Annotated in this window: 11 protein-coding genes and 1 riboswitch; of the genes, 6 read left to right on the top strand and 5 right to left on the bottom strand. The window is 46.8% G+C overall.

What is annotated here, in order from left to right; all coding sequences use genetic code 11:
• Window positions 1–4 precede the first annotated feature (4 nt).
• The gene (locus tag AC27K1_RS05985) at window positions 5–1369 is read right to left on the bottom strand and encodes an ethanolamine ammonia-lyase subunit EutB (protein ID WP_395180260.1); all 1365 of its coding nucleotides are present in this window, start codon (window positions 1367–1369) and stop codon (window positions 5–7) included.
• Window positions 1370–1736: 367 nt separating this feature from the next.
• Here AC27K1_RS05985 and AC27K1_RS05980 point away from each other — a divergent pair, with 367 nt between their 5' ends.
• Window positions 1737–3020 carry a hypothetical protein gene (locus AC27K1_RS05980; RefSeq protein WP_487149062.1) on the top strand — a complete coding sequence of 428 codons (1284 nt, stop codon included), beginning with the start codon at window positions 1737–1739 and terminating at the stop codon, window positions 3018–3020.
• Window positions 3021–3157: 137 nt separating this feature from the next.
• Here AC27K1_RS05980 and AC27K1_RS05975 read toward each other — a convergent pair whose 3' ends face one another.
• The gene (locus AC27K1_RS05975; RefSeq protein ID WP_487149061.1) at window positions 3158–4915 is read right to left on the bottom strand and encodes a hypothetical protein; all 1758 of its coding nucleotides are present in this window, start codon (window positions 4913–4915) and stop codon (window positions 3158–3160) included.
• A gap of 135 nt (window positions 4916–5050) precedes the next feature.
• Window positions 5051–6553: a hypothetical protein gene (locus AC27K1_RS05970; protein WP_487149060.1), complete on the bottom strand. Its 1503-nt coding sequence runs from the start codon at window positions 6551–6553 to the stop codon at window positions 5051–5053.
• 240 nt (window positions 6554–6793) lie between these two features.
• A riboswitch (cobalamin riboswitch) is annotated at window positions 6794–6992 on the top strand.
• 193 nt (window positions 6993–7185) lie between these two features.
• Between AC27K1_RS05970 and AC27K1_RS05965 the strand changes: the two genes are divergently transcribed.
• The 3 genes from AC27K1_RS05965 (at window position 7186) to AC27K1_RS05955 (ending at window position 10776) form a co-directional block, all read left to right on the top strand.
• Window positions 7186–8097: a cobalamin-binding protein gene (locus tag AC27K1_RS05965; RefSeq protein ID WP_487149059.1), complete on the top strand. Its 912-nt coding sequence runs from the start codon at window positions 7186–7188 to the stop codon at window positions 8095–8097.
• 58 nt (window positions 8098–8155) lie between these two features.
• Complete coding sequence (locus AC27K1_RS05960) at window positions 8156–10000, top strand: TonB-dependent receptor domain-containing protein (protein WP_487149058.1); 1845 nt, start codon at window positions 8156–8158, stop codon at window positions 9998–10000.
• A gap of 200 nt (window positions 10001–10200) precedes the next feature.
• Window positions 10201–10776, top strand: coding sequence for an ATP:cob(I)alamin adenosyltransferase (locus AC27K1_RS05955; RefSeq protein ID WP_487149057.1), 576 nt, complete (start codon window positions 10201–10203; stop codon window positions 10774–10776).
• 419 nt (window positions 10777–11195) lie between these two features.
• On the opposite strand, the gene AC27K1_RS05950 is transcribed toward AC27K1_RS05955, so the two are convergent.
• Window positions 11196–11459: a hypothetical protein gene (locus AC27K1_RS05950; RefSeq protein WP_487149056.1), complete on the bottom strand. Its 264-nt coding sequence runs from the start codon at window positions 11457–11459 to the stop codon at window positions 11196–11198.
• A gap of 7 nt (window positions 11460–11466) precedes the next feature.
• On the opposite strand from AC27K1_RS05950, the gene AC27K1_RS05945 reads away from it, so the two are divergent.
• Window positions 11467–12585: a zinc ribbon domain-containing protein gene (locus AC27K1_RS05945; protein WP_487149055.1), complete on the top strand. Its 1119-nt coding sequence runs from the start codon at window positions 11467–11469 to the stop codon at window positions 12583–12585.
• Window positions 12586–12652: 67 nt separating this feature from the next.
• Window positions 12653–12994: a hypothetical protein gene (locus AC27K1_RS05940; protein WP_487149054.1), complete on the top strand. Its 342-nt coding sequence runs from the start codon at window positions 12653–12655 to the stop codon at window positions 12992–12994.
• A gap of 194 nt (window positions 12995–13188) precedes the next feature.
• Here the strand turns inward: AC27K1_RS05940 and AC27K1_RS05935 are convergent, their stop codons facing one another.
• Window positions 13189–14349 (bottom strand): FimV/HubP-related protein, encoded by a 1161-nt coding sequence (locus AC27K1_RS05935; protein ID WP_487149053.1) that lies wholly within the window; start codon window positions 14347–14349, stop codon window positions 13189–13191.
• Window positions 14350–15108: the final 759 nt, after the last annotated feature.

Below are 15108 nucleotides of genomic sequence, written 5' to 3'. Positions count from 1 at the left end.
CCCGTTACTTCAGGAAAATAGAAGCGTCGCCGGCACGCTCGGTCAGACGGCCGTCTTCCATGATGCCCATGCGTTCACACCAGGCTTCAAATTCCGGAATCGGACGCTTGTTGAAGATGTCGCGCATGGTGGCCACGTCGTGATAACCGCTGGTCTGGTACATCAGCATGATGTCGTCGCCCGCCGGGATACCCATGAAGTAGGTACAGCCCGCTGCGGTCAGCAGGGTCATCAGCGCTTCGTTGTCGTTCTGGTCGGTCTTCATGTGGTTGGTGTAACACACGTCAACACCCATCGGCAGGCCGTGCAGCTTGCCCATGAAGTGATCTTCCAGACCCGCACGGATTACCTGCTTACCGTCGTACAGGTACTCAGGACCGATGAAACCAACAACAGTGTTCACCAGGAACGGCTTATAGTGACGGGCAAAACCGTAGCAACGAGCTTCCATGGTCACCTGGTCAGCACCGTGGTGCGCATCAGAAGACAGCTCGGAACCCTGGCCAGTTTCGAAATACAGCACGTTCGGACCAGTACAGGTGCCCTGCTTGAGCATCATGTCACGGGCTTCCGCCAGGTGACCGGCGTTGAAACCGAACGCTTCGTTACCCTTCTGGGAACCCGCGATGGATTGGAAGATCATGTCGGCCGGTGCGCCGCGCTCAACCGCTTCCATCTGGGACAGAACGTGTGCCAGTACGCAGTTCTGGGTCGGGATTTCAAAGCGCTGCTTGATTTCCTCGAACTGGTGCAGGCAGCGGTAGATGCTGTCTGTACTGTCGTCTACCGGGTTCAGACCGATAACCGCGTCACCGATACCGTAGGACAGACCTTCCAACGTGGAGATACGGATACCTTCAACGTCGTCAGTCGTGTGGTTAGGCTGCAGACGTGCAGCCAGGGTGCCCTGACGTCCGATCGTAGTGTTACAGGTCGCCAGAACTTCAATCTTGCTGGCCACGTAGATCAGGTCCGCGTTGGTCATCAGCTTGGCGACCGCAGCGATCATCTCGGAGGTCAGACCGCGGCTGACACGACGGATGTCGTCACTACGGGTGGTGTACTGTAGCAACCACTCGCGCAGTTCGGCCACAGTCCAGTTCTTGATCTCGTCATAGATGCGTTCGTTAACGTCATCCTGAATGATACGAGTGACTTCGTCACACTCGTAAGGCACAACCGGGTTGTTGCGCAGATCGGACAGCAGCATGCGGGACAGTACGTCCTTGGCCGCTACCATCTCGGTAATGGATTCGGCAGCTAAGCCTGCCAGAATGTCGCCAGAGCGTTTCTCGTTGGCCTTGGCGAGCACTTCCTTGATGCTGGAAAAGGCATAAACCTTTCCAAACAGCTTGGTCTTGAGAAGCATTTGTGAGCCTTTGCCTGGGGTAAAGGAAATTTAACGCTGCGAAGAGTACTCAAATGCGTCAACCGGATTGTTGATGTGCATCAGCAGCGACCCCGGCTTGGCGATTGAGCTAGGTCAATGGTTTTGCTCACGGCAAAATGTGGATCTTGGCGCTTGTCTACGATCATTAAACCAAGGATAGAATCATTGATATGTATCAAATAGCGATTTTACAGGTTGCACTCTTGCATGCCTTTTAATCAGTAAAACTGTCAACATTGTTACCTCAGAATGTGAAGTATTAGTGTCTGACTTTCCAAGAGCCTTTTTTGAATATCAACATCCATAGCGATGTATTGCATCAAAATCGTCAATGAGAAGGAATATCATGGAAAGTCATCACGTACCTGCTTCTACTGTACCGTCCTCCCCTTCAAGAACAACGCCAGTACCTAGCGGGCATGAGCAGCCAGTTGAAACGGAAACCAAAATCGCTGGCAAGGTCGATCATGACCGGTCTGGAAAACGCAAACCAATAGCTGAACAAAAAATCACGGAATCTTCAGAGCCCCCACTCAAAAAAGCGCGCCCCTCTCCCTCAGACATAGATACCGTTTTAGCATCACTAACAACAACGCTCGACAGTACGACTTTTCAGACTCTCCAAACATTAGCTGAAACAATGAAAAACCCAGAAAAGAAGTATTTATTTCTGACAGGAGAAGTCGAAGAAATCTGTCCTTCTTTTATCGAGCTTGCCAAAAAAATATGTCATCAACAATCGGTTGAACCATCAACATCTCAAAGAAGCTCACGATCAATGGATTCGGTCTCATCGTTCCTGGACATATTATTTGAAATGTTGCCAGGTATTGAATGGAGAGAATTATGGCAATACATACCAAAAACAACGACAACAAAAAGAAAAACCACCTATGAACCAATAAAATTCATGACATCTACAACCGTAAACAATATAAAACTAACATCAATATATAATACTTATTACAACTTCATGAATAGCGATAGAAAAAAGTCTATTGACTTATTAAAACAAACCAAGCATGACTGCCATAATTGTCTCAGCATCTTAGCAGATGATGTAAACGAAAACCTTCAAACCGTATTACCCAATTTAACACCTACTCAGAGACATTTTTTCATTGCATGGCTTGACTCAGTCAGTTTAACAACTGACGACAAAAACTTAAAATGGCGCAACATGTCAAAAAGGGAAGGATTAGCCCTATCCGCCTGCAAAAAACTCGAAAAAAAAACATCCAAAATATATGAAAGAACGGAGGAGAATTATAAGTTTAGTTATGACGCAGATTCGGTCAAATCCATTCTTGAAGATGCCCATATTGCCACCGAGTCACTTAAAACCATACAACATTTTCTAGAAAAAAAACTCACTGAACCGACTACAACTACAACAACTACTGTCAAAAAATGCCTGAGAGCCTGTTCACGAATTGAGACTTCACTGAAGGGATTCTACAAAAGCATGGGGATCCCTTTTGGATCTATACCCGAGGTTACATCAGAGAACGAGCGTCAATATCCCACTAAAGATACTGCACCCTATACGGCTTGCCACTGGATTACTGAATACCGCGTTCAATCCTTAAAAAGGCGCTTAAAACGCTTAGCAAAAATGAAATCAGCGTAAGTTAAAACGCTATATTTACATCCGCTTTAGATTATTTATGTGACTTAACAGAGTTTTGAGCAACAGCATTGTAGAATCAAATACTAACCGGTAAACACATAAGAACTCAGGGCATCTTAAAATGCATTGTTTCGGTCCTATCCAATAGGTTGTTCTATCCCAATACCGTTGATCACTTCAGTCACTCGAATAGACATTTCCACAGCTTGCGTAACATCATTTATACATGCATCCGTCTGTAAGGTATTAGGGTAGTGTTTCTGATTGATAATACCTTCATCAATCCATTGCTGAATGGTTTCTTTCAACCTGGGATTAGATGTATTGGCAAGGTTTAAAATACTAGCCCCTCTAATACAGCTCTGCACGTCAATTAGTGACAATTGCATGGATAGTCCCATAAAGAAATCCTTGTTTTCATGACTATATTTTCGAAGTTTGTCCGCTTGAATCCTGTTCATGCTGTCTACGTCACTTACTTTTGACCAGCCTCCTTTCGCTGGAAATGCTTCCTCCTGAAGCCAAAAACCATCTCGTCCTGAGACCGACAAGTCTTTAAGGAATACTCGCTTAAACGTTGCAATAATATTACCTTTAGATAATAGCTCCGCAATGGGCACAGCCGTTAGATTAGAAAAATCTCCCTTAATTAAACGATCTCCAAGCATTTCCTTCAAAGTATCCAACAGGAGTGTTCGGCTAGTGATAGAAAGTTCGTTATCTTTTTCGTCTCGGCGATTCCAATCCATTGTATCTGAAAATCTTAAAATGACTAACTCTTGTTGATGATCCGGATGTTCAAAAAAAGCTTTGATTTGTTGAAAGCTGTTGGCCATTGGCACACCTGCTGCCCCTTGGTACCCCATTCGTAGCGTCGTACCAATACGCGATGCTTCTGAAATATTGCCGATATGAGCCGAGAACAAATCAGATGCCCACTTTACTGGCCGCAAATCAACCTGCCGAATTCCCTCCATCAACTGTAATTGAATGTCGTAATACTGCGCTTTGGTAACATTCATTAAACCAAAGTGTGACGAGTAGCTCTGCATATACGTTCCACTATCATGAGACGCAGGAATACAAATCCTGGATAATGCCTTATCTTCTAACAGATGGCGATTGCGCCCCATCCAGTTGGCTGTTTCCGGTTCGTAGGGTTCAAAAACCCATACTTCATCCTGACCGGGTAAACCTGAATGGAGTTGTGATGCTTTTTGAGTCATATAGCCATGAGTCTGTGCATTTCGAATATAATACTCATTATTACTCCCATCGACTTCAACGAAGTGCCACTTATGCATATCGCATTTAACTGACCTTGTCATACGCATGATCGGGCTTTGGAAATATTCAGCATTGCCCTGTGTTTGAATACCATAGGTACCATCCCTGAAAGGCACCAGTTTAATCATACAATTCGGTTGCTCTGCTGATAACTTCAATGAGCATGCATTACTGCAACGATACTGGCCATTTGCCTTGTTGCGTAAAAAACCATAACGCGCATCTTTCAATACAGGACTAATCTCGTCACGACATTTAATATACCAACATTCCCTTTCGCCCGGCTCACCCTCATGGAGTCTTGCAGGATCAACGGTCATATACCCGTTGTCTTCCTTGTTTTGAATGGTGTAATAGCCAGACACACCATTTACCGGCCTTATTTTCCATAACACCTGATCACTGTTTATCCATGGCGTCATACGGCCGATACTTTTTTGAAAATACTTCTCATTCATTGTGTTCATAATGGAATAAGTGTCAGTATCTTGCGGCAACATCTGAAACAGACAAGATTCATCATCATATTCAGTTTTTAATTGGGCAGCACGATCACATCGATATCCACCACTCAATTTGTTTTGTATTGAAACATAACCTGATAACATCACTGACACCTCCGTTAAAAAGCTCTAAAAATATTGCGTTTATAAAATGTAACTATGAACCCTCCATATAACTGTTCATAAAGACAATTTATCTCCGAACACCGTATTCAATCTACTTCAACTGCCTGATGCCATTTAAGAATCATCCATGGTAACAAAGTGATAGAAAGCAGCGATAGAACCACTTACTGATGCTGATATTTCACGCGTTGATTCGCAAAGCGCCATTCGTTTTTTAGAAATCATTCTTCTTAATGCTGATATATCATCCTGGTTGTTATCGTCATCATTTTCATCGATATAGAGTCCTAAAACCCCTCCTTTATCCAAAAAACAGCCCAACAAGCTTTTCCTTATAGTCCATTTGAACTGCTTAATTTTTTCAGCTAACACTGATGACGCAGTCGATATAAGAGGTGTATGCAAAAATGCAGGAACCACTACCGCCAAACTTCTTTTCAAAGTCTCAGACTGATGGATAGACTCATGGGCAGACATAACCTCAACATATTCCTCTGATAACTCAGCTAGCGAAGCACTCACCAGTTCTAATTCTCCAATCATACTCTGCAAAAGGCATTGTTCATCCTCACCCAACAAGGTACATTGCTTACACGTATTAATCTCTTCTATTTCAGCGCCTAGAGATAACTGCAATGAAGCTTCACCAGCTTCTTCGATTTGCTTCGACAATATGGCCTTTTCAAACCGAAAACAGGCGTCCCTGACGTTCATATCCACTAGACAACATCTTAAGTAGAAATCGAGACTGTTCTTTACCTCTAGCGCTTTGAGATATGTAAAGCCATCCTTCACCAGTCGATCCATTAACTTCTGACACTCTATATCACACTGTTCAATGATTTCCTCACGAACGCAATTCAGCTGTTCAGGTAACATGACTTTTTTTTCAAATTCCGCCTGCTCCATCACAACAACTGCATGTTGACAGTACCCAGTCGATTCACCACCCATATAGTGTTTAGGCGTTCTTAATTTATAAACGACTGTATTAATCAGCTGATTATTCTCAGAAAGTCTTGGATAATCATAAAAAAGTTTTGCATTCGTCTCTGAGCGCTTTTCATATTCCATGCAACCTTCGTTATGTACGGTTTCTGATAAATTATCCACTTCCATGGTTCTTATGCCACAACAGCCACACTCAACCATCGCAACATCGACACTCCCTACAAACTTCCAGTTGTCACGAGCCAATACTTCTGGCATCAAATTATCTTCACGAAACTGTTTATTGATAAGTGTTCTTTTATTCAGACAGAATGCACCTGAATCAAAATCGTAATAAGTGGCAATTAATGACTGATTTGCGACCACATTATCTAACACTACAGTGTTCTTTTTATTCTTAAGATCGCGAATAAAAGGCTCAATACCATCTAAGATGGTTGTTTGTCGAGAATGTATGAAACGGTATTTTTCATCAATTTCCTGAATACAATATTGTCCGTTACATGTGTCAACAAGAAAAGCCTTACCTTTTTCAACCGCTATTCCTCTTTCGCCAACAGACTCAAAACAACCAGCATCCAATATTTTTCCATTTAACCAACCAGGCGTTTTACATTTGATAACTAATGACGTACTAACAGCTTTGCTGGTAAAACTTAAATACATTTCCTCACCTCATAAATCTACGCCCATTCGCCATCTACAGAGAAAAGCCATGCAGCCTACCAATAGACTCATGATAATCAGATAATATCCTGTAATCTGTTAACGACATGATCAGTATCAACAACAAGGCTGTATAGTCTCCTTTACAGAATGGTCATTTATGACATAAGTCATGATTCTTCCCCCGATTTATCTTATGATGCCCCCACTTTGCAATGGTGCCGTGAAACGACGCAGACAATGCGCCACATCCGGCCCGGTGCGTGAGCATGCTCCGGCAGACTCAACGCATCGGAGGGAACGGGGTGAAATACCCCGGCTGTACCCGCAACTGTAACAGGCGAGCCGCCACTCATATTGTGCCACTGGAGCGATCCGGGAAGGCGAGTGAAGGCAACGACCCTGGAGCCAGGAAACCTGCCCTGCAAAACCAACGGACCAGGCCGAACATCTGTTCATGTCTGTGTCATACCGGGCGGGTTTACCTGGTTGTTGAAATCATTCTCTGATTTCCTGCCTTGCAGGCGGGACAGTAAGGCGACCACAGGTCGCAGCTGCCCCACGCCTGAACAAACGACTCCCGCCTTATAGAAGCTGTGGTGCACCCAACGGTGACACCGGGAGTTGGCGACATGAAGCGAATCCTGCTGTCCATTCTGATGCTACTGGCCATCCCAGCCTGGGGTGCGGCTGTCTGTGAGCAAGACGCCACCGGTCAGTCCGTCTGCCTGGACAAGCCGGCCCGCCGTATTGTCAGCCTTGCGCCCAATATCACCGAAATGCTGTTTGCCGCCGGTGCTGGCAATCATATTGCCGGTGTCGACAGTTACAGCACCTACCCGGCCGCTACCCGCGAGATCAAAACCATCGGTGGTTTTCCCAACATCAGCGTGGAAGCCCTGCTGGCGCTTCAGCCGGACCTGGTGGTGGCCTGGGCCAATGTCACCTCGCCCCAGCTAATCGGGAAGATTGAGTCCCTTGGCGTGAAGGTGTTCCACCTTGGCCAGGAAACCATTCCCGATGTGGCAGCATCGATCCGTACCCTGGGCCGACTGGCCGGAACGGAAACGGTCGCCGACCACAACGCGGATGCGTTTATGACCCGATACACGTCGCTGCGTGACCGCTATGCCGGTCGGGCGCCGGTCAGTGTTTTCTTCGAGATCTGGCATTCGCCCCTGTTCACGGTGGCGGGAAACCACCTGGCCGGTCAGGCCATCGCCCTGTGCGGCGGTGTCAACATCTTCGCTGAACAGACGCTCAATGTGCCGAAAGTTGGTGTTGAGGCGGTGCTTGCGCGTAATCCGCAGGTAATCGTCAGCACCGATCGCGTGGGCCGAACCAATGGTATTGAGCAACGCTGGAAGAAGCTGACCATGCTCGACGCCGTGCGTAACCACCACCTGGTGACCGTGCCCGACAAGCTGATCTCGCTGCCCACCCCCCGCATGCTCGACGGCGCCGAAATGCTCTGCGAGCAATTGCAGGCGGTACGGGACAGTTACCAGAACCCAAAGCAACTGATCGCCGGAAACATTGAATAATCGGCGACATAAAACCGTTTTGACACGAACACAATCCGACTTCACAAGGTATAAGAGAATGACCAAGCCTTCTGCTCTGGCGCTGTTGCCGCTTGCCATCATGGCTGCCAATGTGCACGCTGACGATGTGTATGAAATGGATAATGTGGTGGTTACCGCCTCACGTACGGCGCAGACCATTGATGAAACCCTGGCGCCTGTTACTGTGATCAGCCGTAAGGACATTGAGCAGAGCCAGGCATCCAGCGTGCCGGAGCTGCTGAAGCGTGTACCGGGCATGCAGGTTGCCACCAGTGGTGGCGCGGGCAGTACCGTCAGCATTTATCTGCGTGGCACCAAGACCGCCCAGACACTGGTACTTCTGGATGGCCATCGCATTGATTCCGCTACCAGTGGCAGCGCATCTCTGCAGGTACTTGACCCTGATATGATTGAGCGCATTGAAGTGGTTCGTGGCCCACGTTCCAGCCTTTATGGCGCTGATGCGGTCGGCGGTGTTATCCAGATCTTCACCCGTAAAGGACATAGCGATCCCCAGCTCACCCTTAAGGCAGGAGCCGGTAGCCGTGGCACCAACGAATACGGCATCAATTATGGTGGCAAGGTAAATGACACCCGATTCAACATTGGCGGAAAGTTCTTTGAAACTGAGGGTTACGACAATACCTCCAGCAAGACCAACTATTCTGACGATGATGATGCTTACCGGAACAAATCATTCTCCGCCAGCATTTCTCATACTTTCAGCAATGATGCCGAAGCCGGTGTAAACCTTCTTCATTCAGAAGGTAAAAACGAATACGACAGCAGCTTCTATACGCGCCCTTATGACGAGTTCCGTCTTTCTACAATCAATGCCTTCGTCAGCCTGCCTGTTAATGACGTCTGGACGACCCGTTTCAACACCGGTTACAGCGACGAGCTGGGTGAAAATTTCCAGCGGATGCTTAATGGCACTCACAAGAAAAATGGTTCCATCAAGTCCATGCGTAATACCGCAAGCTGGCTGAATGACATTGCCTGGGCTGACAACCAGCTGCTGACTGCAGGTATCGACTACACCAACGACCGGATTGAAAGAAAGCCTACCAACTACTCCGTTGACTCCCGTTATAACAAGGCTGTCTTTGTTCAAAACCAGTCATCATTTGACAACAGTGACCTGCAGATTGGCTTGCGCCGCGATAAAAACGAGGCGTTCGGATACAAAACTACCGGCAATATTAGCTGGGGCGTCAACCTGAGTGACGATTACCGTTTGATCACCTCCTACGGTACCGCTTTCCGCGCACCGACCATGATGGATCTTTACTATCCTGGCAGCGAGAGTCCTGACCTCAAACCAGAGAAGTCCAAGAATGCGGAAGTTGAACTTCGCGGAAAACTGGGCGAAGTGAGCCAGTGGAGTGTCGCTGTATTCCAGAATGACATGGATGACATGCTGCTTTGGGATGGCACTGTGAGCAAAGTGAACAACATTGAGAAAGCCCGTATCCGTGGTATTGAAGCCAGCTTCTCTACCGTAGTGGCAGCCTGGGACATCACCGCATCTGCAAGCTACCTTGATCCCAAGAACCTTTCCGATGACGAGAAGACGAAAGACAAAGTTCTCCAACGTCGTGCCCGTCAGCTATTCAATCTGGATGCTGATCGCTCATTCGGCCGGTTCTCAGTGGGTGGTACCTTGCGCGGTCAGGGCAAGAGCTACGATGATCCGGAAAATGAAGATCGCCTGAGCGGCTTTGCCACCGTTGATCTGCGTACCGCCTACCAGTTTACCTCTGCCGTCAAAGGCGAACTGAAACTGGTCAACCTGATGGACAAGGAATACCAGTCTGCTCTGGGATATGAAGGCGAACCGCGCGGCGTCTTCGTTTCCATGACCTGGACACCTGAACTGTAACGTCAAGAAACCGTCATTCCTGCAGGAAGCCCGCCATCTGACAAGGACGTCAGTTTGCTGATTGGCTTGAATGTATTTAGCCAGAATCAGGCTTAAATCACTCCCGAATGACGACGTGTGATTAGCCGTGGATGATGTAAGATGCAGCATCCACGGCTCTGGCTGAAAAACAGCCTGCATCTATATGTAAGGATTCCACCATGACCCTGAAGTACTCCGGCAATATTCGGGAACTCTGCTATCCCTTCATTTATGAAGAATCCGCCCTGTGTGACTACGAGATCCTTACCGATGAACTCTGCACCCTGGTAGGCTGCGCCATCACGGAACTTGAGTCTGACTCTGAAAATCGTTTTACCGATATCCTTGAATTTCTCACTGAACTGCAGCCCAAGATGTTCCACCTTAACGGTTCCATCCGGGGCAAGGGCAGCATCCACGAGGAAGACATCCAGCGGCTGGATGCCTGGTTTGACCGGTTCGAAGAGGAGATTGGCGGCCGGATCCAGAGCTTCGTCCTGCCCCGCGGACCCCGTTCCGTGCAGCTGATTCACTCATGCCGGAGCCTGTGCAAAAAGGTGGTTCGCTGCCTGGTGAAGATTGATGCGGAAGGACGTGAAGTGCCTGATGTGCTGCATCGCTATGGCAACATGCTGTGCAACCTGTTATTCCGGGTAACGGTTGTGATTAATGGTCGACTCGGCATTACTGAACCGGAATATATCAGCCCCAACTATCCACAGCGTCCACCGAAAAAGAAACGCATGGATACCTGAGCTGACTGCAAGTTTAATTTCGCGGATCTCACAGCCAGTCTTGCAGGGGGACGTTCATCGTCTCCCCTTTATAGATTGCCAGCAAACTCAGCCGTATATTGCTTATGAAATTTATTGGCATCACACGGAATGATCGACATTTTTAGTTTATTAGCTAAGTAACCTATCTGGCTTAGCCAAGAACTATTATGTTGTCACACTGTCCAAGTACATTAATGACGGACTTTTATTACATTTGTCCGATGTATTCAGGAAAACAATAAACATTCTTCAGTAATCAGGTCTTTAAGGCGTATGGCCAGTAGTACAGCTCCAGCATCCAGACACCCTCCACAGCTTAGCTGTTGGCAACGCTTCGTGAATTGCCTCAGGGTCTTGTTCTGCTGTTTTTGCGTACAGCCTTACCGGCCCACACAACATTACGCCAGTAATTTAGCCCCATCTGCCATGCCTACGCGTGTTCGAATGCCCCAGCGCAGCACGGCTATAACCAAGCCGACAGCAACAATAACACCCTCACGAAGAGGCGCCAGAACTACCGCTACTACAGCTGCCGTAACCGCCCCGACAACAACAGCGCCATCACCCCAGACACCAGCACAACCTGCAGGCGTGGCAAGCAAACCATCAGGAACATCACAACCTGTTCCGCCGGGCGCCAGTGCCGCCGCACCTTCCGGCATTGCTCCTTTGCCTGCGGCTCCCTCTGACTTAGAAGGCTGCAAGCAAGCGCTTGAACGGTTGATTCAAGATCATACGGCTGAAATAGATCTCATGCCCATACCCAAATGGACAACGGGGGGAGGTGAAACAAGACTTGCTCTTCCAACATCTGACCAGATTATCGCCGATACAAGAACGATGTTTAAACAGGATCTTGCCTTATGCGATTCATGGTGTAAGGAAGAAATGAAGAAATGCCGCTCCGACAAATTTCTGACGAAATACCAAACATGCCATAAATATCTAATGGAATTAAGGCAGGCAAGATATTACCTGGTAAGGCTTATTCCGCCCGAAGAAACCCATAAGCCCTTTTACTGGGGAAGGACCGGGTTCCGAAATCGTGGCGCTCAGTGCGGACATATTTCAGCAACAGTTGCTACTCTCCACTCGGGGGTTGCTGACTACTTTATCCTGAGACCCCTGGAAGACCCTGGCAAGAAAGAAAGGACTCTCGATATTGAGCCGCTAAAACAGGCATTGGCCGACTGTAATCAGTCGCTTGCTGAAAAAAAACGTTTTGTAGAAACATTTAAACGCAATAAAGACCGTTATAGCAACGATGATTACGACAACATTTTAAAAACGAAAGCCGACGAAATAACGTCAGATAAACAACGTGTTAAAACACTTGAAGCTCAAATTAAGGCAAACACAAAGAGACAAAAAGAAATCGATGAAAAAAATAGCAGGCATGATCAGCTAACAAAAATGCTAGCGAAACAAAAGTATTGGCGTGACATCAGGCAGAAAACCCTTTTTGGCCATCATGACCCTTTACCATTTCGCCAATCTATCAATGATTTTCTACCTCCAGAATATCAATTGATTCGTAAGGATTTTGTTCAACCCAATCGTGTAGCTAAAGTAACAGCACATGTTTCAAGCGACTGGCGTGTACTCGGGGCGACCAGTTGCTACGCCCACGGTGGCCACTATTGGACTTACATAAAGAATGAGGATGGTACGATTGATGAGATCAATGATAGCCTGATCCAAAGCCCGCGGTTTAATGATTCAGAGGGTGTAAACAATTCTTATCCTGATAAGTACTGGACGAATATGCAGCTACAGTACTACGAGTAATCTTCTGTTATGTGCTGCATCCAGTTTCATCTGCTAGTCTATCTGCTCCCTTAGTGCGGAGGTAGCCATGAGTCTCGAACAACGTGTGACCACGCTGGAATATGAAACAAACGAACGGCTTGGTCGTATAGAAATCAGCGTTAAAAACACCCAGGACGGCATAAAAAAGTTGTTTCTACATAGCGCAAGGCATGAGCAGCAAATTAAGTCGCTTAACCAAAAAGTAGATTCGCTTGACCAAAAAGTAGATTCGCTTGACCAAAAAGTAGAGTCGCTTGACCAAAAAGTTGACCGAAACCAACAGGAAACCCGTGAACGCTTTGACCAGCAAGACAAACGCTTTGACAATCTGGAAAATCGTTTTGACCAGCTAGAGCTTCTCATTCGCCAGTCCCTCCCCAAACACTAAGCACATAACAACAGCGTGTAGCGGACGGAGCCGCTGACGGCAGAGGTTATAAAACTGACATCAAGGCAGTATGCGCTTTAGCGTTTGGTTGTGAGAAACCTGATCGTAGAAAACCTTCATTAAACTTACCCACACCCTTTGCCTGTCAACAAACACGCCATCTGTTTCACAGCCTGAAGGTAGCTACGAATTATTCACAGGCGACTGTCATCATCCCAATCATCAGGCGGTGCACGACCTTTGTGGATAGCAATGGCCTGACCGGTGTGGATATAAATATCCATAGTGCTCAACGTAACGTGCCGGGTCATGAAGGGAATTCTGATATCCGTACCCGGCACAGGAAAATCCTGCGCCATGTTGAACTGGGGGTTGGCCTTGATAATCCGGTCTCGCCACGTTTGTGGATAATTACCGTGACGCCTGGCCAGTCCTGCTGCCAGCCGATCCAGCGAGTCGGTTGCCGTTACGGTATATGTCATCCAGCTTGAAGGGGCTTCCTGCCCCCCTGTTGCCACCGTCTGGCCGGCTGTGGCTTTTTCCACAGTTGTCAAAATCGCCATACGGTCATCCGGTTCCGTGCCGGATCCAGTAGCAATCGGGATATCGAGCGTTTCTTCCCGGTTCTTCTCCTGATTTTCCTTAACAGGTGTTACTGCAGCCAACTCCGGTTGTGCCTGATCCTGAACCGTCGCCTTATGCACAGGCTCGACACTTTGCATAACCGCCGCAATTGCCTTCGCTGAGAAGTGTGGATCATAGCTGATCTCATCGGTGACGGAAGCAAAAGCCAGTACCCGATTTTCTTGCCGACGCTGCTCATTATGTCTGACCAGTTTCACTGTCTGATCAAGTTTGCCAGCGGTTTTGATCTTTTTCCTGAACAGCAGGCCCAACGTATCATCCGATAACGCAGGCAGCTCGACACTTTTGCCATACTGCGCTTTGATGGATTTCCTGAAATCAATCTGACTGGCGACCATCTGCTGATGATCGGGTTTTCCGGCATCCGGCATCCAGATATCCACTTCCTTGAGCATGGCGGTTTCGGTCGGCATGACCAGCATCAGGAAGCGCAGGTTTTCCTGGGTGACCGGTTGTGTACTGCTTAACCGGATAATGACACGGCCATCCGGTTTACGGTGCCAGGTGGTTCTGATATCAGCATTAAAGAACTGGTGGGGAATGTTGTATCGCTGGTGATCCAGTGGTGTAGCAACATCCACAATAAAAGGACTGTCAGGATCAGCCAGGCCGGATACTTCTATTTCGGCGCGTAATGGCTCATTAAATCCGGAGAGTAATTTAACGGCAGAGAATTCAATGGCATGGGCGGGAGCTGAAATCAGGAGCAATATGAATACTGCAAGGACAAAACCCCACGGTTTCGTCCCTGACTCGGAAACAAGCTTTGTTTCGAGCGCAGTTCTGGCAGTATTCATACCTTTCAGAATAGCCATCCAGACACACGAAAAGATTTTTTACCAATAAATTCATAGAGTTATTTAAAAATTTGCGACAAAGTACTGTTACTTTCACAGACCCTGTCTTTAGCCTGGCAAAACAACTATCAGTAATCTGACGCTGCTATACCGTATGCCAGATTGTGACTCATAGCCTTCTTGTTATTTTTTTTATTCAAAAAAAACATGTATAACTTTTTTCCAAAATTATTCACATGTGAATTTAATTCTTAAATTGCTTTTCCCAAACTATTCACATGTGAATTTATTTTTAAATTGCTTTTTCCAAATTATTCACATGTAAATTTAATTTTTAAATTGCTCTGAAATTTATGGCTGAATCCGGAATAAATTGACGGATTATTTTTTTATTCACAGCGCTGAAAATTATATTTTTTATCAACAGTTTTTTTATTCACAAGCCAGATATTCACAGGAAATTTATTCACATGCCAACTTAACCACAGCAAATCTATCCACATCCTCCTTACTCACATGTTTCACACATTCGATAAATTCATCGACAGCTTATACAGTTCGTGACTGAATTTGTCGGGCGATTTTCCCAAAATCCGGAACTGACTTTTTATTGACGGACAGGCGCCCCAAAATACGCCAAAATAGACTTTTCGCGGGATTTCTGGGTTTCTG

Source organism: Kistimonas ophiarachnellae, assembly GCF_057552235.1.
The sequence above is the reverse complement of the archived record's forward strand: the minus strand, read 5'-3'. Positions and strand labels throughout refer to the sequence as shown.

What these genes read in the sequence shown, in the direction of transcription:
- AC27K1_RS05985 (WP_395180260.1), bottom strand. Translation starts at nt 1,369, where the DNA reads ATGCTTCTCAAGACCAAGCTGTTTGGAAAGGTTTATGCCTTTTCCAGC.
- AC27K1_RS05980 (WP_487149062.1), top strand. Translation starts at nt 1,737, where the DNA reads ATGGAAAGTCATCACGTACCTGCTTCTACTGTACCGTCCTCCCCTTCA.
- AC27K1_RS05975 (WP_487149061.1), bottom strand. Translation starts at nt 4,915, where the DNA reads ATGTTATCAGGTTATGTTTCAATACAAAACAAATTGAGTGGTGGATAT.
- AC27K1_RS05970 (WP_487149060.1), bottom strand. Translation starts at nt 6,553, where the DNA reads ATGTATTTAAGTTTTACCAGCAAAGCTGTTAGTACGTCATTAGTTATC.
- AC27K1_RS05965 (WP_487149059.1), top strand. Translation starts at nt 7,186, where the DNA reads ATGAAGCGAATCCTGCTGTCCATTCTGATGCTACTGGCCATCCCAGCC.
- AC27K1_RS05960 (WP_487149058.1), top strand. Translation starts at nt 8,156, where the DNA reads ATGACCAAGCCTTCTGCTCTGGCGCTGTTGCCGCTTGCCATCATGGCT.
- AC27K1_RS05955 (WP_487149057.1), top strand. Translation starts at nt 10,201, where the DNA reads ATGACCCTGAAGTACTCCGGCAATATTCGGGAACTCTGCTATCCCTTC.
- AC27K1_RS05950 (WP_487149056.1), bottom strand. Translation starts at nt 11,459, where the DNA reads ATGCCGGAAGGTGCGGCGGCACTGGCGCCCGGCGGAACAGGTTGTGAT.
- AC27K1_RS05940 (WP_487149054.1), top strand. Translation starts at nt 12,653, where the DNA reads ATGAGTCTCGAACAACGTGTGACCACGCTGGAATATGAAACAAACGAA.